Genomic DNA, 16878 nt, shown 5'->3' with positions numbered 1-16878 from the left:
CGACGCAAACGTTTACAGGGAGGCAGGCGGCGCGGCGCCAGTGTCCTTGTAGACCAGTTCGATCAAGGTATCGTCCGCATAGCGGGTGTCGCCCAAGGGGGCCAGGAAGGACGTGCCGCTATTTTTCACCTGCAGCGCGACGCGGCGCCCGCCATCGAGCAGGGTGGCGCTGGCGATGGCCGGATCGCTGTACGTGCTCATCTTGAGTTCAACGGCGGAGCACCAGTCGGTGGTGCGCAGCTTGGTGGCGACCAGGGTGCGTAGCAAGAAGGGCGTCTCTTTCTTTGCAATGGCGATGCCGACCTGGCATTGCAGGCGCAGGTCGCCCAGGCGGCGCATGCCGGGCGGTACATCGTCGCTGCGGACGCTGGCTTGCCAGCGGTACGCGTCCTTCTTCCTGTTGGTGACCAGGTCCGCGTCTTCGCGCTCGGCTTGCGCGCTGCGCGGCAGCGTAAAACTGCCGTCGGCGGCCAGGGACAGGACGATTGAGGTTTCATTGCCGGCGATACGCAAGCTCAGATCCTGCATGGCGTTGTCCGGTGCGCCGGGGCCGGGAATCAGCTGGAAGCGCACTTCGCGTGCCCTGGGCGCCAGTGCATGGTGGTCGTCAAAGGCATCGAGGCCCGCGGTCATCACGCGGTAGGACTTGAGTTCCGGGTTGCGGATGCTGCTGACGTGGATGGACTGGCTGGTGTCGACCGCTGCGTCGGCAGGTGTGTCAGCCTGCGTATCCGCGTGCGCCGCGATGTGGCTGAGGGCAAGGATGGCGAGAACGGGAAGGAAAGGAAGATGCACGTAGCCGCCTGTTTGTTTTCAAGATGGCAAACTAACATGAATGCCCAGGCCTGTCACTGGCGGCCATGCAGCAGCCTCAGAACGCATGCGCGGCGTGCAGTTCGCCGAGGATGGTCTCCTTCAACGCGGCTTGCGCCGTCGGCGTGCGCAGACGGGGCCGGGATGCTGTCACTTGGTAATGGGCGCGCTGCGGTCCGGCGCGCGTGTCGAGCATGACGATGCGGTCGCTCAGGTACAGCGCTTCGTCGATATCATGCGTGACCAGCAGCACGCTCAAGCCATGGCGCGCGGCGACGGCGGCCAGCAAATCTTGCAGTTTCATGCGGGTAAATGCGTCAACGGCGGAAAACGGTTCGTCCAGCAGCAGGATGCGGGGCTGGCCAAACAGGCCGCGGGCGATGGCCGCGCGCTGCGCCTGGCCGCCAGACAGCTGCTTGGGCAGGTTGTCCGCGTGGCCTTGCAAACCCACTTCCTCCAGCAATTGCGCGACCCTGGGATCGTGTTCGCCACCAGCACCGAGGCCGAAGGCGATGTTTTGCGCTACCGTCAGCCAGGGAAACAGGCGCGGCTCCTGGAAGATCAGGCCAATGTCAGCGTGCACTCCCGCCAGCAGCTTGCCGTCGAGGCGCAGGGTGCCGCGAAAGTCCGTATCGAGACCGGCCACGATGGATAGCAGGCTGCTCTTGCCGCAGCCGCTGGCGCCGATCAGGCTGACGATCTCGCCCTGGCGCAGCTGCAATTGCAGATTGTGCAGCACGCGCCGCGCGCCATAGGATTTGTCATGGATGGCAATGTCAAGCAGGGCAGTCATGCGGGGCCGCTTTCGTCAGGGAGTGGCATAGCTGTCGCGCCAGGCAAGCAAGCGGGTTTCCAGGCGCTGCATCAGGCTGTCGCTAGCCTTGCCCAGCACGGCCAGCAGCACGATGGCGGTCAGTACGATGTCGGCGCGGCTCGTTTCGCGTCCGTCGCTGAGCAGATAACCGAGGCCCTGGCTGGCGGCGATCAGTTCGGCCGCCACCATGAACATCCAGGCCAGGCTCAAACCGTTGCGCAAGCCCGTGAAGATGGCGGGCAGCGCGGCCGGCAGCAGCACGCGCCGCGCCAGCGCGGGGCGGCTCAGGCGGTACAGGCGTGCCGCGTCGATCAGCTTGCGGTCCACGTCGCGGATGCCCGACGCCACGCCCATGTAGACGGGGAAGAAGGCGCCGATGCCGATCAGGACCAGCTTGGGTGCTTCATCGATGCCCAGCCATAGCAGCAGCAAGGGCACCCAGGCCAGCGAGGGAATCGCGCGCAGGGCCTGGAACGTGGGGTCGAGCAGCGCCTCTATCGTGCGGTTCAAGCCCACGGCCGCTCCGAGCACGACGGCCAGCAGCGCGCCGCCCGCAAAGCCGATGGCCACGCGCACGGTACTCGCCAGCACGTGGCCGGCCAGTCCCTGGCGCGCCAGCTCGGCAATGGTGGCGCCGATGTCGCTGGGCGCCGGCAGCAGGTTGGCGGGAATGGCGCCCGTGCGCACGCCCAGTTCCGCCGCCAGCAGCGCCAGGGCGGGTAGCAGCATGCCCAGTGCCGCGCGTGGCAAAGGCTGGCGAAAGAGCCTGTGCCGCACACCGGTGTCGTGGGCCGATGCTGGCGCGGCGAGCGTGTCTCTGGACATGATCGCTTACGCCTTGCTGATGAAGGGCGCGGCAAAGCGCGTGTCGACCAGATCCGCGATGGCGCGGTTCAAGTCGGCGCCCGGCTTGACCAGCGCTTCGTCGACGAGGATGGGCGCGGCCACCAGCAGGGCCTTCACATGTTCGCTCGACGGCTGCGGATTGCTGAAGTCACTGCGCAGTTTTACCTGCAGCAGCGCCACCGGCAGGCTGACCTTGGCCTCCTCCGACAGGATTTTTGCCGCTTCTGCCGGATAGGTGCGTATCCAGGCGCGCGCCCGTTCGTAGGCCTGTATCACCTTGCCCACTTCGGCCGGGCGGCTGGCCAGGAAGTCTTCGCGCACGTTCAGGAAACCGTAGGTATTGAAGGCCACGTTGCGGTAGATCAGGCGCGAACCAGCTTCCAGTTCGCTGGCGGCCATGTGCGGATCGAGTCCGGCCCAGGCGTCGACTTTGCCCTGCTCCAGCGCCGCGCGGCCGTCGGCATGCTGCAGGCTGACGTGTTCGATGTCGCCGCGTTTCAGGCCCGCCGTCTTCAATGAGCGCAGCAGAAACAGATATGGGTCGGTGCCCTTGGTGGCAGCGACCTTCTTGCCCTTCAAGTCGGCGATGCAGCGGATGGGGCTATCCTTGCGTACCACCAGCGCCGTCCACTCGGGGCGCGAAAAAATATACGGCGCGCGGATGGGATTGCCGTTGGCGCGCGCCAGCAGCGCGGCCAGGCCTGCGCTCGAACCGATGTCGATGCTGTTGGCGTTCAGGTATTCGAGCGCGCGGTTGCTGCCCGCGCTGAGCACCCACTTGATGCTGGTGCCATCCGACTTGAATGCTTCTTCCAGCCAGCCGAAGCGGCGCAGCACCAGGCTGGTGGGCGAATAATAAGCGTAGTCGAGGCGCAGCTCCTTCAGCGGCGCTTGCGTGACTGCGCGGGTGAGGCTGGGCAAGGCGGCGAGGGTGGCGCCGCTGGCGGCCAGTTGCAAGATGGTTCTGCGTTTCATGGTGTCCTTGAATGGTGAGTCTGATACGTCAGCTGATGTGTCAGGCCGCTGCCAGGGCTGCGTCGGCGGGTGCGATGCTGACCTGGCGGCCCGCATGACCGGCGGGCAGGTGCGGACCCTGGCCGAAGACCTTGTGGCGCAAGCTGCCTTCCTCGTAGTGGGTGCGATAGCGGCCGCGCCGCTGCAGTTCCGGCACGATGTGGGCCACCACGTCGGCCATGCTGTCGTGGGCCACGGCGAAGGCCAGATTGAAACCGTCGATGCCTGTCTCGTCCAGCCAGCTTTCCAGCTGGTCGGCCACCTGGCGCGCATCGCCCACCAGCACGGGGCCGCGTCCGCCCAGGCCTATGTATTCGGCAGCCTCGCGCACCGTCCACGTGCGGTCCGGGTCGGCTTGGCTGAAGGAGGCCAGCGCCGAACGGCCGGCCGGGGAATCGATATAGTCGATGGTGGCGTCGAGCGGATAGCGGCTGAAATCGACGCCCGTCCAGCCGGACAGCAGCACCAGCGCCGCCTCGATGTTGCCGTGGCGCAGATAGTCGGCGTGCTTGGCCCGCGCCTCTTCTTCCGTGGCGCCCGTGATGACCAGCGCCTGCGCGTAGATCAGCAATGCGTCGCCATCGCGCCCGCTTTGCCGCACTGCGGCGCGCAAATCATCGGCATATCGCTTGACGACTGTCTTGCTGGGACCACTGACAAAGGTGGCTTCCGCGTGGCGCGCCGCAAAGCGCGTGCCGCGTGGCGATGTGCCCGCCTGGTACAGCAGCGGCGTGCGCTGCGGCGACGGCTCGCACAAATGGATGCCGGGCACCTGGTAGTGGCGCCCGGCATGGTTGATCGGATGCACGCGGGCCGGATCGGCGTAGATGCCGCGCACCTTGTCGTTGACGACGGCGTCGTCATCCCAGCTCTTTTCCCACAGCTTATAGACGACGTCCAGGTATTCGTCGGCCAGGTCGTAGCGCTCGTCGTGGCCAAGTTGCTGTTGCAAGCCCAGGTTGCGCGCCGCGCTATCGAGGTAGCCGGTGACGATATTCCAGCCGATGCGCCCACCCGTCAGGTGGTCCAGGGTGGAGATGCGCCGCGCGAACGTGTACGGGTGTTCGTAGGTGAGGGCGCAGGTGACACCGAAACCCAGGTGCGCGGTGGCCTGCGCCATGATGGGCACGAGCGCCAGCGGGTCGTTCAGCGGCACCTGCACGCCGTGTTCCAGGGCCGCATCGAGGCTGCCCCGGTACACGTCATACACGCCCAGCACGTCGGCCAGGAACACCGCGTCGAACAGGCCCGCTTCCAGCAGCCGCGCCAGTTCCGTCCAGTGTTGCGGATCGGTATAGCGATGGCTGCGGTCGCGCGCATGCGTCCACAGTCCCGGCGACTGGTGGCCCACGGTATTCATCTGGAAGGCGTTGAAGCGTATCGTCTTTGCCATGGCTTACTTTGCGGCCGTCTGCAAGGCTTGCTGGTAATCGGGTTTCGAATAGCCGGCAAAGTGTTTATTGGTGATGTCGAGGAATTCGCGCGAACGGTAGGCGGCCGCCAGGTCTTTCGCGAACTGCTTGTCCTTGTCCGCCGTGCGCACGGCCACCAGGTTGATGTAGTTGGGCGAGATTTTCTCGGCCACCAGCGCATCCGTCAGCTTCAGCCCCGACGCCAGTGCGTAATTGCCGTTGATGAAGGAGTAGTCGGTGTCGCCCAGCGAACGTGGCAGTTGCGCCGCTTCCAGCGGCAGCAGCTTGATTTTCTTCGTGTTGACGGCGATATCCTTTTCCGACGCGCGCACGGGGTCGAAGCTGGCGCGCAGCTTGATCCAGCCCAGCTGGTCGAGCAGCACCAGCGCGCGCGCCTGGTTGGTCGGATCGTTCGGCAAGCCCACCGTCGTGCCTTCCTTCACGTCATCGAGCGTCTTGTGCTTCTTGCTGTAGATGGCAATCGGCGCCGTGGGAATCGTGATCAAGTCCGTCAGGGCCAGCTTGTGTTCCAGCGCGAATTTCTTCAGGTAGACGATGTGCTGGAACACATTGGCGTCCAGCGAACCCTCGGCCAGCGCGAAGTTCGGCTGGATGTAGTCATTGAATTCCACCAGCTTGACCTTGTAGCCCTGTTTTTCCATGATAGGCTTGATGCCCAGCTTGATCTGGTCCGCGTACGGCCCGGCGCTGGTGCCGATGGTGATGTCTTTCGGGTCCTTGGCATGGACAAAGCTGCTGGCCAGGGCGAGGCTCAAGGCGGTAAGCAATACGGTGCGGCGGGCGATGGTCATGGTGGCTCCTTGGTGGTTGAATTACGAGTAAGCCGTCGGCTCGGGCAGCGTGCCATTCAAGGCAAAGCGTCCCAGGTCGCGCAGCTTGTAGTCGATGGGATCGTGCAGGGTATGCACGCGCACGTTGCGCCAGTAGCGGTCGAAGCCGTATTGGACCGAGGTGGAGCGGGCGCCCGTCAGTTCGAACATCTGGCTGCTGATTTCCAGTCCCGCCTTGTGCGCCAGGCACTTGGCTTCGGCCACGGCCACGGCCAGCAAGCCCCGTTCGCGCGCCGTCACCAGCGCGCCCTTGCGGAACACTTTTTCCAGTTCCTGCGCCGCCGCGTCGGCCAGCACTTGCGCGGGACGCAGCAAGAGCCACAGCTGGCCGTAGCGGTGCTGGATCAAAGGGTCGTCCGTTGCCTTGGCCACGCCCGAGGCAAACCAGGCTTTCGCCTGTTCGTCCGTGTAGCGGCGCGCCGCCTCGAACGCGCCTTCGGCGATGCCCAGATACAGGTTGCTCATGATCAGCTGCGCAATCTGCGAGCGCACGGTGGCTTGCGGCGTGGCGGCCTGCGAGGGCGCCTGCAGCACCAGTTCCCGCGGCAAGGCGACTCCTTGAAAATGCACATTGCCGCTGTCCGTCTGGCGCTGGCCGAAGGCGTCCCAGTCCGCCTGCACGGTCACGCCATCCTGGCGCGTGGGCAGGGCGGCAATCAGCGCCGTCTGCGTGGGCGCGTGCCAGGCAGAGATCGTCAGCCAGTCGGAACCGACGGAGCCGGAAGAAAAGCTCTTGATGCCGTCGAGGAGGTAGCCGTCGTCGCTGTCGGTGGCCGTGACTCTTTTGTCGAGGGGATTCAAGGCATTGCCCCAGAACAGGCGCTCGTCGACGGTCAAGGTGAGCAGGCGGCGCTGCTGCTGCGCGCTGCCATACAGCTGCAAGCCGGCCAGCTGCAAATGGTGGAAGCCGAAGACATGCGCCAGCGCGCTGTCGGCCCGTGCCAGGATGCGTATCACCTGGTACACGAGGGGCCAGGATGCACCCTGGCCGCCGAATTCCACGGGGATCGACAAGGTGAGCAAGCCTGATTCGCGCAGCCATTCACGCTCCTGCGCCGCATGGCCGCCGGCCTGGTCGCGGGCATTGGCCGTTTCGGCCAGGCGCGCGGCCAGCTTTGTTGCGATGCTGATGGCGTCCTGCAGGGGTTCGGCTGCGGGAGCGACGGGGCGGGCTGCGTGGAGAAAAGCACTAGACATGGGACAGATTCCAGAAAGACGATGAGACCGATATTGCACCGCCAGGCGTGCGCCGTACACGAAGAAAACCGCGCAAGGATATGCGGAAAAAGCCGCGCGTGGACCGGCGCCTTCGCTTGCGGGGCGTCAGGCCCGGATAGTCAAAAAACGCATATCGAAGCGCGAAAGCATTCGTTTTACACGGCTGCTGATGGCGATAGGCTGCAAGCATCCGAGCAACTCCAATCCGACAACGTACAGGGACGGGCATCACATGAGCATCTTGTTATTGGGCGGTAGCCCGCAACTCCCATCGAGTTCCAGCCGTCTGCTGCTGCATATCGGCGACCAGCTGGCGCTGCAGGGCCATAGCTACGCCAAGCTGCATGTGCGCGACTTGCCGGCGCGCGCCTTGCTGCTGGCCGACTACGACGACGCGGCGATTGCCCGGGCCGTGCGCGCCGTGGCCGACGCCGACGCCATCGTGATCGCCACGCCCATCTACAAGGCTTCGTATACAGGGTTGCTGAAAGCCTTCCTCGACTTGCTGCCGCAAGATGGCCTGGCCGGCAAGCTGGTGCTGCCGCTGGCCACGGGCGGCGGCCATGCCCACACCCTGGCGCTCGACTATGCGCTGCGTCCCGTGCTGCATGCGCTGGGCGCCAAGCAAGTCTTCACCAGCATTTATGCCAATGCGCAGCAGCTGGACTGGCACGAAGAGCGGGGCCTGAGCCTGGACGCGCCGATTGCCGAACGCGTGCAGGCCGGCATCGAGGAACTCTCCAGCGGCCTGTTCGTGCTGCAGGGCCGGCGCCCGTCCGCGCCCAGCGATATCTCCGTACCCGTGCGTTCGCTGCAAGACCAGCCGTACGCGCCCCACTATCAAGCCGCCTGATTATTCACCGACCAAGGAACCGCCATGACACACCGCCACGCACAACGACTCTCGCGCCGTACCACTTTGGGCTTGCTGTTTGCCGCTGCCGCCGGCGTGATGGCGGCCGGCATGCCGGCCGTGGCGCAGGCGCAGGCCAAGGGAGAGGTACAGTTGCGTATCGGCTACCAGAAATACGGCACCTTGACCCTGCTCAAAGGACGCGGCACGCTGGAAAAACGCCTGGCCGAGCAGGGTGTGGGCGTGAAATGGACGGAGTTCCCGGCCGGCCCCGTGCTGCTCGAAGGCTTGAATGTGGGCAGCATCGATTTCGGCACGGTGGGCGAGGCGCCGCCTATTTTTGCCCAGGCGGCCGGCGCCAACCTGGTGTATGTCGGCAATGAGCCGGCGTCGCCGGCCAGTGAGGCCATCGTCGTGCCCAAGGGTTCCGGCCTGCGCACCCTGGCCGACTTGAAGGGCAAGAAGGTCGCCCTGAACAAGGGCTCGAACGTGCATTACCTGTTATTGAAGGCGCTGGAAAAGGCCGGTGTCGCGTACGCCGATATCCAGCCCGTGTTCCTGCCGCCGGCCGATGCGCGCGCCGCCTTCGAGCGGGGCAGCGTGGATGCCTGGGCCATCTGGGATCCGTTCCTGGCGGCCGCCGAAAAGCAGCTGGGCGCCCGCTTGCTGGCCGATGGCAAGGGCCTGGTGGCGAACTACCAGTTCTACCTGGCCTCGCGCACCTATGCGGAAAAAAATCCCGAAATCCTGCGCATCGTGCTCGATGAAGTGGCCAAGGTCGACGACTGGGGCCGCAACAATCCGGAGGAAGTGGCGACGATCCTCGCCGCACAGACAGGGTTGAGCAAGGATGTGGTGGCGCTGGCCGCCTCGCGCTATGCGTATGGCGTTAAACCCGTGTCGGTTGACGTCATCGCTTCGCAGCAAAGGGTGGCGGACGCCTTTTCCAGCCTGAAGCTGATTCCGAAACCGATCATTGTCAAGGATGCGCTGCTGCCTGCGCGCCAGCTGGCTACCAGCACAAAATAAACAAACAAAGAAAAAACTAAGAAACAAGCAAAGGAAAGCGCACCATGTCATTGAATGTCTTCTGGTTCATCCCTACCCACGGCGACAGCCGCTACCTGGGCACCTCGCAGGGCGCGCGCCCCGTCGATGCCGATTATTTGCGCCAGGTGGCCGTGGCCGCCGACACGCTCGGCTACGACGGCGTGCTGCTGCCGACGGGCCGCTCCTGCGAAGACGCGTGGGTGGTGGCCTCGTCGCTGATCAGCGTGACGCAAAAACTCAAATTTTTAGTGGCCGTGCGGCCCGGCCTGTCCACGCCCGGCCTGGCCGTGCGCATGGCGTCCACGTTCGACCGCCTGTCGAACGGGCGCCTGCTGATCAATGTCGTCACGGGCGGCGACCAGGGCGAGCTGGAAGCGGACGGCCTTTTTGCCGACCACGCCAAGCGCTATGAAATCTCCGATGAATTCATCAAGGTGTGGCGCGCCACGCTGGCGGGCGAGGGCGGCGCGGCCGGCTATGATTTCGAGGGCAAGCATATCCAGGTGAAGCGGGCGAAAACCCTGTATCCGCCCGTGCAGAAACCGTATCCGCCGCTGTATTTCGGTGGCTCGTCGGAGCCCGCGCATGAACTGGCGGCCGAGCAGATGGACGTGTACCTGACGTGGGGCGAACCACCCGCCGCCGTGGCGGAAAAGATCGCCGATATCCGCGCGCGCGCCGCCAAGCGTGGCCGCACGGTGCGCTTCGGCATCCGCCTGCACGTGATCGTGCGCGAAACGAACGAGGCGGCCTGGCGCGCGGCCGATGAATTGATCAGCCACCTGGACGACGACATCATCGCCAAGGCGCAGGCGGCCTTCAGCAAGATGGATTCCGTGGGCCAGCAGCGCATGGCGGCCCTGCACGGCGGGCGGCGCGACAAGCTCGAAGTGTCGCCGAATCTCTGGGCCGGGGTGGGCCTGGTGCGCGGCGGCGCGGGCACAGCCCTCGTGGGCGACGGCCCGACGGTGGTGGCGCGCATGCAGGAATACGCGGACCTGGGCATCGACACCTTCATTTTCTCCGGCTATCCGCACCTGGAAGAGTCGTACCGCTTTGCCGAACTGGTGTTCCCGCTGCTGGGCAAGGGCAAGGCCCTGGGTGAGCAGTCACTGACAGGACCCTTCGGCGAAGTCATGGCCAGCAACATCGTGCCGGCCGCGCCGCAGAAAAAGGCGGCCTGAGATGGGTGCCGGCCCCGCTTTCACCACCAAGCGTCCGCCCGGTACGCTCTGGCGTCATGCGCTGGCGCCGTGGGCCCTGCCCGTGGCGCTGCTGCTGGCCTGGCAACTGGCGGCGCAGTGGGGCTGGCTGTCGAGCCGCATCCTGCCCGAACCGTGGGCCGTGGCGAAAGCCTTTTGGCACCTGGCCGCATCGGGCGAACTGTGGCTGCACCTGAAAACGAGCTTGTGGCGCGCGACGGTCGGTTTCGTCATCGGCGCGGGACTGGGCTTGCTGCTGGGCTTATTGACGGGCAGCTTCCGCCATGCGGAAACCCTGCTCGACACCACCCTGCAAATGGTGCGCAACATCCCCGCGCTGGCCTTGATCCCGCTGGTGATCCTGTGGTTTGGCATCGACGAGACAGCCAAGCTGTTTCTGCTGGCCGTCGGCGTGTTCTTTCCCGTCTACCTGAACACCTTCCACGGCATCCGCTCCGCCGACCAGGGCTTGATCGAAATGGCGAAGAGCTATGGCTTGTCCGGCTGGCCCCTGTACCGCGACGTGATCCTGCCGGCCGCCATGCCTTCGATTCTGGTGGGCGTGCGCTTTTCGCTGGGACTCGTGTGGGTGCTGCTGATCGTCGCCGAAACCATCTCGGCGCAGGCCGGCATCGGCTACATGACCATGAATGCCCGCGAATTCCTGCAAACGGACGTGGTGCTGGTGGGGATATTGCTGTACGCCTTGCTGGGCAAACTGGCCGATCTGTTCTCGCGCCGCCTGGAACGCCATTGCCTGCGCTGGAATCCCGCCTACCGATAGTGACGAAATAAGGAAAGAACACCATGCTGCTCGCCCCCATCCAGATCGAAACGGATTTTTTGTCGCACTTCGTGCAGTACGACCCGGCCGGCGCACCGCCGCAGGCGAAGGTTGCCCCGCAAGCCCCTTTGGCGCGCCGTGGCGTGCCGCTGGCATTGACGCAATTGAGCAAGGCCTATGGCGAACGTCCCGTGCTGAAAAACGTCGACCTGCAGCTGGAAGCGGGCGAATTCGTCGCCATCGTGGGGCGCAGTGGCTGCGGCAAGAGCACCTTGCTGCGCTCGATCGCGGGACTGGAAAGCGTCGACGAGGGCAAGGTCGCCATCGGCAGCGGCGTGGGTGCGCCCGACATCCGCATCATGTTTCAGGAGTCGCGTTTGCTGCCGTGGAAGACGGTGCTCGACAACGTGGCCCTTGGCCTGCCCCGTTCCGTCGGCGCGGCGGCCGCCTCGCTGTGGACGGTGGGCCTGGCCGAGCGGGCTGACGACTGGCCGGCTTCCCTGTCGGGCGGGCAGAAACAGCGGGTGGCGCTGGCGCGCGCCCTCGTGCACGAACCGCAACTGCTGCTGCTCGACGAGCCTTTGGGCGCGCTCGACGCCCTGACGCGCATCGAGATGCAGCAGCTGATCGAGTCGCTGTGGCTGGCGCGCGGCTTCACGGCCGTGCTGGTGACGCATGACGTGGCCGAAGCCGTGGCCCTGGCCGACCGCGTGCTGCTGATCGAGGAAGGGCAGATCACCATGGATGTGCAGGTGGACTTGCCGCGCCCGCGACAGCGCGGCCATGCGGCTTTCGCCGCGCTGGAGCAGGCTATCTTGTCGCGCGTGTTGCTACCGACTCCGCCAGCACGATGAAACCGTCCCCATCGACCGTCGCCACGATGCTATCGTAGCTGTCGATGGCGGGGTGGCGCGTGGCCAGCGGGTGCGCGTGCGTGGCGGTGACGACGATGACTTTCGCGCCGGCCGCCTCGCCCGCCTCGATGCCGACGGACGCGTCTTCGAAGACCAGGCAATCGGCAGGCGCCACGCCCAGTTTTTCCGCCGCCAGCAGGTAGCAATCGGGTTTGGGTTTTCCTGCCTTGACGTCTTCCGCCGTCACCATGATGGCGGGAATGGGCATGCCGGCTGCCTTCAGGCGGGCCGTGGCCAGCGCGCGCGGCGCCGAGGTGACAATCGCCCATTGCGCGGGCGGCAGCGACTGTAAAAAACGCAGCGCGCCCGCAATTTCAATAATCCCTTCCACATCGATGATTTCCGCATCCGTGATGCCCTGCGATTCGCGCTGCGCGTCGACGCCGGGCAGGCGCAGTTTGGCGATGGTGTCGACCGAACGCGCACCGTGGATGGTGGGCAAAAAGGCCGTCACGTCGAGGCCCTGGCGCTGCGCCCAGGTGCCCCAGATGCGTTCTGCGGCGGCGATGGAATTGATGACGGTGCCGTCCATGTCAAAAAGAAAAGCCCGGTAGCGGCCGGCGACCGATGGTGTCGGGGATGAAGACGGCGAGGGCAGTGCGGACATGGCTTCCTTCCAGATGATGGGCTGGAAGCCATTGTAACGGCAGTCGATTTTTATTTCACAGGTAGACCGATTCAAACCTGGCCACGGGCGCGCCATCCTTGAGCAGGATCAGGAATTCGCCATCGAAGCGGTAGCCCGTCACGCTGTTCAAGTTGGCCAATACGGCGCTTTCCAGCTGCATCAGGGGCGGCGGGCATGCCATGCGCGTGCCGGCCAGCTGCGTGAAGCGCAGGGCCGTGCCGGCCAGCGTGTAGCCGCCCATCACGCGGTTGCAGCCCGTAAAACCATGGACCTTGCCATCGTCGGTGAGGGTGATGCGCACTTCGCGCTCCTGCCCCGGCGCCATCGTCACCGGGGCGCCATCGAGTTCCGTCAGCTTCCAGTAGGTATTCGTCAGGCTGTAGCTGGGCGTCAGGCCGGTGTCCGGCTTGGCGCTGTCGGACGTGGTGGCGCAGCCACCGGCCATGGCGATGGCGGCGGCGAGGGACAGGTATTTCAGGCGATGCAGCATGGGGCGCTCCTGTGAAGGGTGTAATGCCTGCAGACTAGCAGGTTTTTCGTGCCGGCCAGCGTACTGTAGCGGCGATTGCTTTCCATTTTGCCAGCCTTGGCATTACACTCATGTTTTGTGCCGTTTTCAACATTTATCGGGAGCCGGGCCGATGCTGCAAGCGCAAGCGCTGGATAATCGACTGGTCGCCACCAGTGCCGACGACGTGCTGGTCGACCGCATCGTGCCCGGCGCGCCGCTGGTGATCGCCTTCGGCTTCGTCTCATGGACCACGCGCCCCGCCTTCGATTTTTACGGACGCCTGAGAAAGCTGGAGCAGGCCAGCGGGCAGCCTCTGAACAAAATTCTCGTACGCGATTCGGGCAATGCCTGGTACCACCGCCGCATCGCGGGCCTTGGCAGCCATGTGGATGAAACGGCGCAAGCCTTGCGCGAACTGGTGCGCCGCATCGCACCGAGTCAAGTCACCACCCTCGGCCAGTCCATGGGCGCGTATGCGGCCGTCATGTATGGCTTGCTGCTGGACGCGCAGCAGATCGTCGCCTTCGGCTCGCTGTCCTTCCTCGACGTGCAGCAGGCGCACTTGTACCACGAGCTGCGCTGGCTGCCCGTGATGGAGTCGCTGGCGCAAGACCCGCCGCCCTCGGGCTATTACGACCTGGCGGCCCTGTGCCGCGCCAGGGCGACGGAGCATACGCGGATGCACCTGGTGTTCGGCACGCGGCCGGACGCGGCCCGGCCGGACGTGGCCAGCGCGGGCGGCAGTGCCAGTGCGAGCGCCAGCGAATCGGTCAACCTCGACGCCATGCACGCGCAGCGCCTGGCCGCGTTCGGCCGCTGCACCCTGCATCCGTATCCCCACTCGGGCCACGCGGTGGTGCAGCACCTGATCGACACGCAGCGCATCAACGGCTTGCTGGCCGCATGCATACTCGGTATCACTTTGGCGCCGGAACCCATGCCGGACATCAGCCGCGAGTGGCGGGACTGGGTGGCGGAAAATCTGCGCCTCGGCTGCGCCGGCGAACAGCTGGTGGCGGTGCTGCAGCAGCATGGCTTTTCGCTGGCCAGCAGCGTCGCTGCCGTGGATGCCGTTCGCGCCGCGCCGAAAGCGCCATGACGCCACAGTTCGAACTCGACACCCTGAAGATCCGCATCGCCGCCCCTGAACTGGCGGCGCTCGACTTGCGCGTGCGGGTGCAGCGCGCGCTGCGCTAGCTGATACTCGATGGCGTGCTGGCGCCCGGCCTGCGCCTGCCTGCCACGCACGCGCTGGCGCAATCGCTGGGCGTGTCGCGCGATACGGTGGAAATGGCCTACGCGCAGCTGCGTCTCGACGGCTATCTGCGACGCCAGGCGGGATCGGGAAGTTTTGTCTCGCCGACGATAGGCGCGAGCCTGCTGGGCAAGCCTGCGACTGCGCTGTTGCCCTTGTCCGCGCAGCCGGCGGCCCTCAGCGCCCGCGGCGCGCACATCCTCGCCAGCGGTGGCGTGACCGACCAGCAGAGCGTGAAGGCCTTCGCCACGGGCTTGCCGGAAACGCGGGCCTTTCCGCTCGACGTGTGGGAGCGCTTGCGGCGCCAGGCGGCCAGTAGCGAACACCATGTGCTGCTTCATGGCGACCCGCAAGGCGCAGAGCCGCTGCGCCAGGCCATCGCCGACTATGTGAACCTGGAGCGGGGCGCGCGGGCCACGGCCGGCCAAGTACTGGTGCTGAGCAGCACGCGCCAGGCCCTGTACCTGTGCGCGCAAGTGCTGGCCGACGCACATGGCCCCATCCTGATGGAAGACCCCGGTTATTTCGGCGCGCGCAAGGCGTTCGAGATGGCGCAATTGCAGGTCGTGCCCGTGCCCGTCGATGCAGATGGCTTGTGCATGAACAGCCTGCGCGCCGACCGCAGCGGGGCCAACACGATTTACGTCACGCCGTCGCATCAGTACCCGACGGGCGCCACCCTGGCGCTCGAGCGCCGCCTGGCCCTGACTGCCTGGGCTGCGGAGCGCCAGGGCTGGATCATCGAGGACGATTACGACAGCCAGTTTCACTACGCAGGCTTGCCGACGGCTTGCGTGCAGGGGCTCGACACGCAGCAGCGCACGATTTACCTGGGCACCTTCGCCAAGTCGCTGTATCCGGGCCTGCGCATCGGCTACATGGTGCTGCCGCCCGCGCTGGTGAAACCGATGACGTATGCGCGCAGCATTCTCGACGGGCATACGCCGCAACTGGATCAGCTGACACTGGCCCGTTTCATCGCCGATGGCCATTTCGCCGCCCACGTGCGCGCTATGCGCAAGGTCTACGCCGTGCGCCGCGATGCGATGGCGCAGGCCGTGCAGCGGCACTTGCCGCACGTGGTCACGGCGCAGCTGCCTCCGGGCGGCTTGCAGATGCCGTGTCTGCTGCACGAGGGCAGGGACGAGCTGGGCACGATACGGCTGGCGGCGCAGGCGGGCATCGTGCTGCCTGGCCTGAGCCGGCTGAATGCGACACCGCCTGCGCGGGGCGGCTGGCTGCTGGGCTTTGCGGCGCTCACGCCGCACGAGATCGACAGCGGCATCGTCCGCCTGGCCCGCGCGCTGGGGTAAGCGCTCAAGTGGTCTGTTGAATGTGTGGGAATTGGCCTGCCTGAGCAGTCCATGTGAGCGCTAAGATGCCCTTTTTGAACCTCAGGCAAGGGCACACGCATGCAGACTAGTTCCACATCCTCGGCGGCAATCGACAACAGGCGCCAAGCGCGCTGGCGCGACCTGGCGTCCCCCACCATGGCGGCCTTCATTTCCGTCCTCGTCAACTATGGCGGCACCTTCGTGCTGGTGTTCCAGGCGGCCCAGCTGGCCCAGCTCAGCGCTGCGCAGACGGCGTCCTGGGTCTGGTCGCTGAGCATCGGCGTGGGCGTGACGGGCATCTGGCTCAGCTACCGCTACCGCGCGCCCATCATCACGGCCTGGTCCACGCCCGGCGTGGCCTTTCTGGCCACCGTCATGCCGCACACGCCATATGCCGAGGTGATCGGCGCCTACATCGTGTCCGCCATCGCCTTCATTCTGCTGGGCATGTCCGGCGCTTTTGAGCGCCTCGTGCGCCTGATCCCCGGTGGCATCGCCGCCGGCTTGCTGGCCGGCATCTTGCTGCAGTTTGGCGTGAATGCGTTCGGCGGCGCCAGCGCCGATCCGCTGCTGGTAGCGGTGCTGTTGCTGTCGTACGCCGTGCTGCGCCGTTTCACGGCGCGCTTTGCCGTGGTGGGCATCATGCTGATCGGCCTGGGCCTGCTGCTGGCGCAGGGACGCATCGATGCGCAAGGCATCGAACTGGCCCTGGCCGCGCCCGTGTTCGAGATGCCGCGCTTTTCCGCGGCGTCCCTGCTGGGCGTGGCGCTGCCCCTGTTCCTGATCACCTTGACGGGGCAATACATGCCCGGCATGCTGGTGCTGCGCAATGACGGTTACGGCGTCAGCGCCAATCCCATCCTGACGGTGACGGGACTCGGTTCGCTGCTCATGGCGCCGTTCGGCGCGCACGCCTTCAATGTGGCCGCCATCACGGCAGCCATCTGCACGGGCAAGGATGCGCATGCGGACCCGGCTAAGCGCTACGTTGCAGGGCTGGCTTGCGGCATGCTGTACATCCTGGTGGGTATTTTCGGCGTCACCCTGGCCAGCCTGTTCATGGTCTTGCCGCGCAGTTTCATCACGGCGCTGGCGGGTCTGGCCCTGCTGGGCGCCATCGGCAACAGCCTGGCGCAGGCGATGGCGGACGTGCGCATGCGGGAAACGGCGCTGATCACTTTCCTGGCGACGGCCGCGAACGTGACCCTGCTGGGCGTGGGCGGCGCCCTGTGGGGATTGGCGGCGGGACTGGCGGCGCATGGGCTGATGCATGGCGGGCGCAAGGCGGCTTGACAGCGGCATCGCTAGATAGCTTGCCCGTTTTGCCAGCCGCCGCATACAATTGCTGCGCCCGTGCCCGTTGGCACTACCGAACGCTA

Annotated in this window: 16 protein-coding genes and 1 pseudogene; 8 read left to right on the top strand and 9 right to left on the bottom strand. The window is 65.8% G+C overall.

The window, feature by feature from the left end; genetic code table 11:
* Positions 1 to 12 precede the first annotated feature (12 nt).
* From ACQ4WY_RS22655 to ACQ4WY_RS22625, 7 genes are all read right to left on the bottom strand, one after another.
* Positions 13 to 795 carry a hypothetical protein gene (locus ACQ4WY_RS22655; protein WP_436506009.1) on the bottom strand — a complete coding sequence of 261 codons (783 nt, stop codon included), beginning with the start codon at positions 793 to 795 and terminating at the stop codon, positions 13 to 15.
* A 76-nt stretch (positions 796 to 871) separates the two neighbouring features.
* Positions 872 to 1606, bottom strand: coding sequence for an ABC transporter ATP-binding protein (locus ACQ4WY_RS22650; RefSeq protein ID WP_436506008.1), 735 nt, complete (start codon positions 1604 to 1606; stop codon positions 872 to 874).
* A 15-nt stretch (positions 1607 to 1621) separates the two neighbouring features.
* The gene (locus tag ACQ4WY_RS22645; RefSeq protein WP_436506007.1) at positions 1622 to 2452 is read right to left on the bottom strand and encodes an ABC transporter permease; all 831 of its coding nucleotides are present in this window, start codon (positions 2450 to 2452) and stop codon (positions 1622 to 1624) included.
* Positions 2453 to 2458: 6 nt separating this feature from the next.
* Positions 2459 to 3448: an aliphatic sulfonate ABC transporter substrate-binding protein gene (locus tag ACQ4WY_RS22640; protein WP_436506006.1), complete on the bottom strand. Its 990-nt coding sequence runs from the start codon at positions 3446 to 3448 to the stop codon at positions 2459 to 2461.
* A 40-nt stretch (positions 3449 to 3488) separates the two neighbouring features.
* Positions 3489 to 4880: an LLM class flavin-dependent oxidoreductase gene (locus ACQ4WY_RS22635; protein WP_436506005.1), complete on the bottom strand. Its 1392-nt coding sequence runs from the start codon at positions 4878 to 4880 to the stop codon at positions 3489 to 3491.
* A gap of 3 nt (positions 4881 to 4883) precedes the next feature.
* Complete coding sequence (locus tag ACQ4WY_RS22630; RefSeq protein ID WP_436506004.1) at positions 4884 to 5711, bottom strand: MetQ/NlpA family ABC transporter substrate-binding protein; 828 nt, start codon at positions 5709 to 5711, stop codon at positions 4884 to 4886.
* Positions 5712 to 5732: 21 nt separating this feature from the next.
* Positions 5733 to 6947 carry an acyl-CoA dehydrogenase family protein gene (locus ACQ4WY_RS22625; RefSeq protein ID WP_436506003.1) on the bottom strand — a complete coding sequence of 405 codons (1215 nt, stop codon included), beginning with the start codon at positions 6945 to 6947 and terminating at the stop codon, positions 5733 to 5735.
* A gap of 253 nt (positions 6948 to 7200) precedes the next feature.
* Here ACQ4WY_RS22625 and ssuE point away from each other — a divergent pair, with 253 nt between their 5' ends.
* Genes ssuE through ACQ4WY_RS22600 form a run of 5 tightly spaced genes read left to right on the top strand, consistent with a single transcriptional unit; the run spans position 7201 to position 11711 of the window.
* The gene (gene ssuE, locus ACQ4WY_RS22620; RefSeq protein ID WP_436506002.1) at positions 7201 to 7821 is read left to right on the top strand and encodes an NADPH-dependent FMN reductase; all 621 of its coding nucleotides are present in this window, start codon (positions 7201 to 7203) and stop codon (positions 7819 to 7821) included.
* 24 nt (positions 7822 to 7845) lie between these two features.
* Entirely contained in the window at positions 7846 to 8850 is a 1005-nt protein-coding gene (locus ACQ4WY_RS22615) for a sulfonate ABC transporter substrate-binding protein (RefSeq protein WP_436506001.1), read from the top strand.
* Positions 8851 to 8894: 44 nt separating this feature from the next.
* A complete protein-coding gene (gene ssuD, locus ACQ4WY_RS22610; protein WP_436506000.1) occupies positions 8895 to 10055 on the top strand; it encodes an FMNH2-dependent alkanesulfonate monooxygenase in 1161 nt (386 codons plus the stop codon).
* Between the two features lies 1 nt (position 10056).
* On the top strand, positions 10057 to 10857 hold the full coding sequence (gene ssuC, locus ACQ4WY_RS22605; protein ID WP_436505999.1) for an aliphatic sulfonate ABC transporter permease SsuC: 801 nt from the start codon (positions 10057 to 10059) through the stop codon (positions 10855 to 10857).
* A 23-nt stretch (positions 10858 to 10880) separates the two neighbouring features.
* Positions 10881 to 11711 (top strand): ATP-binding cassette domain-containing protein, encoded by an 831-nt coding sequence (locus tag ACQ4WY_RS22600; protein ID WP_436505998.1) that lies wholly within the window; start codon positions 10881 to 10883, stop codon positions 11709 to 11711.
* Here the strand turns inward: ACQ4WY_RS22600 and ACQ4WY_RS22595 are convergent.
* Positions 11668 to 12378: an HAD-IA family hydrolase gene (locus ACQ4WY_RS22595; protein ID WP_436505997.1), complete on the bottom strand. Its 711-nt coding sequence runs from the start codon at positions 12376 to 12378 to the stop codon at positions 11668 to 11670. The two genes, ACQ4WY_RS22600 and ACQ4WY_RS22595, sit on opposite strands and share 44 nt — an antisense overlap.
* Positions 12379 to 12433: 55 nt before the next feature.
* Positions 12434 to 12889, bottom strand: coding sequence for an META domain-containing protein (locus ACQ4WY_RS22590; protein ID WP_436505996.1), 456 nt, complete (start codon positions 12887 to 12889; stop codon positions 12434 to 12436).
* Positions 12890 to 13040: 151 nt separating this feature from the next.
* Between ACQ4WY_RS22590 and ACQ4WY_RS22585 the strand changes: the two genes are divergently transcribed.
* The 3 genes and pseudogenes from ACQ4WY_RS22585 (at position 13041) to ACQ4WY_RS22575 (ending at position 16792) form a co-directional block, all read left to right on the top strand.
* Positions 13041 to 14009, top strand: a complete 969-nt coding sequence (locus tag ACQ4WY_RS22585) for a hypothetical protein (RefSeq protein WP_436505995.1) — start codon at positions 13041 to 13043, stop codon at positions 14007 to 14009.
* Positions 14006 to 15478, top strand: a pseudogene (pdxR, locus tag ACQ4WY_RS22580) (MocR-like pyridoxine biosynthesis transcription factor PdxR). Before ACQ4WY_RS22585 ends, pdxR begins: the two are co-directional and overlap by 4 nt.
* 177 nt (positions 15479 to 15655) lie before the next feature.
* A complete protein-coding gene (locus tag ACQ4WY_RS22575; protein WP_436506101.1) occupies positions 15656 to 16792 on the top strand; it encodes a benzoate/H(+) symporter BenE family transporter in 1137 nt (378 codons plus the stop codon).
* Positions 16793 to 16878: the final 86 nt, after the last annotated feature.

It is taken from the genome of Janthinobacterium salmonicoloratum (genome assembly GCF_051380845.1).
In the GTDB taxonomy this organism is placed as follows: domain Bacteria; phylum Pseudomonadota; class Gammaproteobacteria; order Burkholderiales; family Burkholderiaceae_D; genus Janthinobacterium; species Janthinobacterium lividum_F.
The sequence above is the reverse complement of the archived record's forward strand: the minus strand, read 5'-3'. Positions and strand labels throughout refer to the sequence as shown.

What these genes read in the sequence shown, in the direction of transcription:
- ACQ4WY_RS22630 (WP_436506004.1), bottom strand. Translation starts at nt 5,711, where the DNA reads ATGACCATCGCCCGCCGCACCGTATTGCTTACCGCCTTGAGCCTCGCC.
- ACQ4WY_RS22640 (WP_436506006.1), bottom strand. Translation starts at nt 3,448, where the DNA reads ATGAAACGCAGAACCATCTTGCAACTGGCCGCCAGCGGCGCCACCCTC.
- ACQ4WY_RS22590 (WP_436505996.1), bottom strand. Translation starts at nt 12,889, where the DNA reads ATGCTGCATCGCCTGAAATACCTGTCCCTCGCCGCCGCCATCGCCATG.
- ACQ4WY_RS22650 (WP_436506008.1), bottom strand. Translation starts at nt 1,606, where the DNA reads ATGACTGCCCTGCTTGACATTGCCATCCATGACAAATCCTATGGCGCG.
- ACQ4WY_RS22625 (WP_436506003.1), bottom strand. Translation starts at nt 6,947, where the DNA reads ATGTCTAGTGCTTTTCTCCACGCAGCCCGCCCCGTCGCTCCCGCAGCC.
- ACQ4WY_RS22585 (WP_436505995.1), top strand. Translation starts at nt 13,041, where the DNA reads ATGCTGCAAGCGCAAGCGCTGGATAATCGACTGGTCGCCACCAGTGCC.
- ACQ4WY_RS22645 (WP_436506007.1), bottom strand. Translation starts at nt 2,452, where the DNA reads ATGTCCAGAGACACGCTCGCCGCGCCAGCATCGGCCCACGACACCGGT.
- ACQ4WY_RS22615 (WP_436506001.1), top strand. Translation starts at nt 7,846, where the DNA reads ATGACACACCGCCACGCACAACGACTCTCGCGCCGTACCACTTTGGGC.
- ACQ4WY_RS22595 (WP_436505997.1), bottom strand. Translation starts at nt 12,378, where the DNA reads ATGTCCGCACTGCCCTCGCCGTCTTCATCCCCGACACCATCGGTCGCC.
- ssuC (WP_436505999.1), top strand. Translation starts at nt 10,057, where the DNA reads ATGGGTGCCGGCCCCGCTTTCACCACCAAGCGTCCGCCCGGTACGCTC.
- ssuD (WP_436506000.1), top strand. Translation starts at nt 8,895, where the DNA reads ATGTCATTGAATGTCTTCTGGTTCATCCCTACCCACGGCGACAGCCGC.
- ACQ4WY_RS22600 (WP_436505998.1), top strand. Translation starts at nt 10,881, where the DNA reads ATGCTGCTCGCCCCCATCCAGATCGAAACGGATTTTTTGTCGCACTTC.
- ACQ4WY_RS22575 (WP_436506101.1), top strand. Translation starts at nt 15,656, where the DNA reads ATGGCGGCCTTCATTTCCGTCCTCGTCAACTATGGCGGCACCTTCGTG.
- ACQ4WY_RS22635 (WP_436506005.1), bottom strand. Translation starts at nt 4,880, where the DNA reads ATGGCAAAGACGATACGCTTCAACGCCTTCCAGATGAATACCGTGGGC.
- ssuE (WP_436506002.1), top strand. Translation starts at nt 7,201, where the DNA reads ATGAGCATCTTGTTATTGGGCGGTAGCCCGCAACTCCCATCGAGTTCC.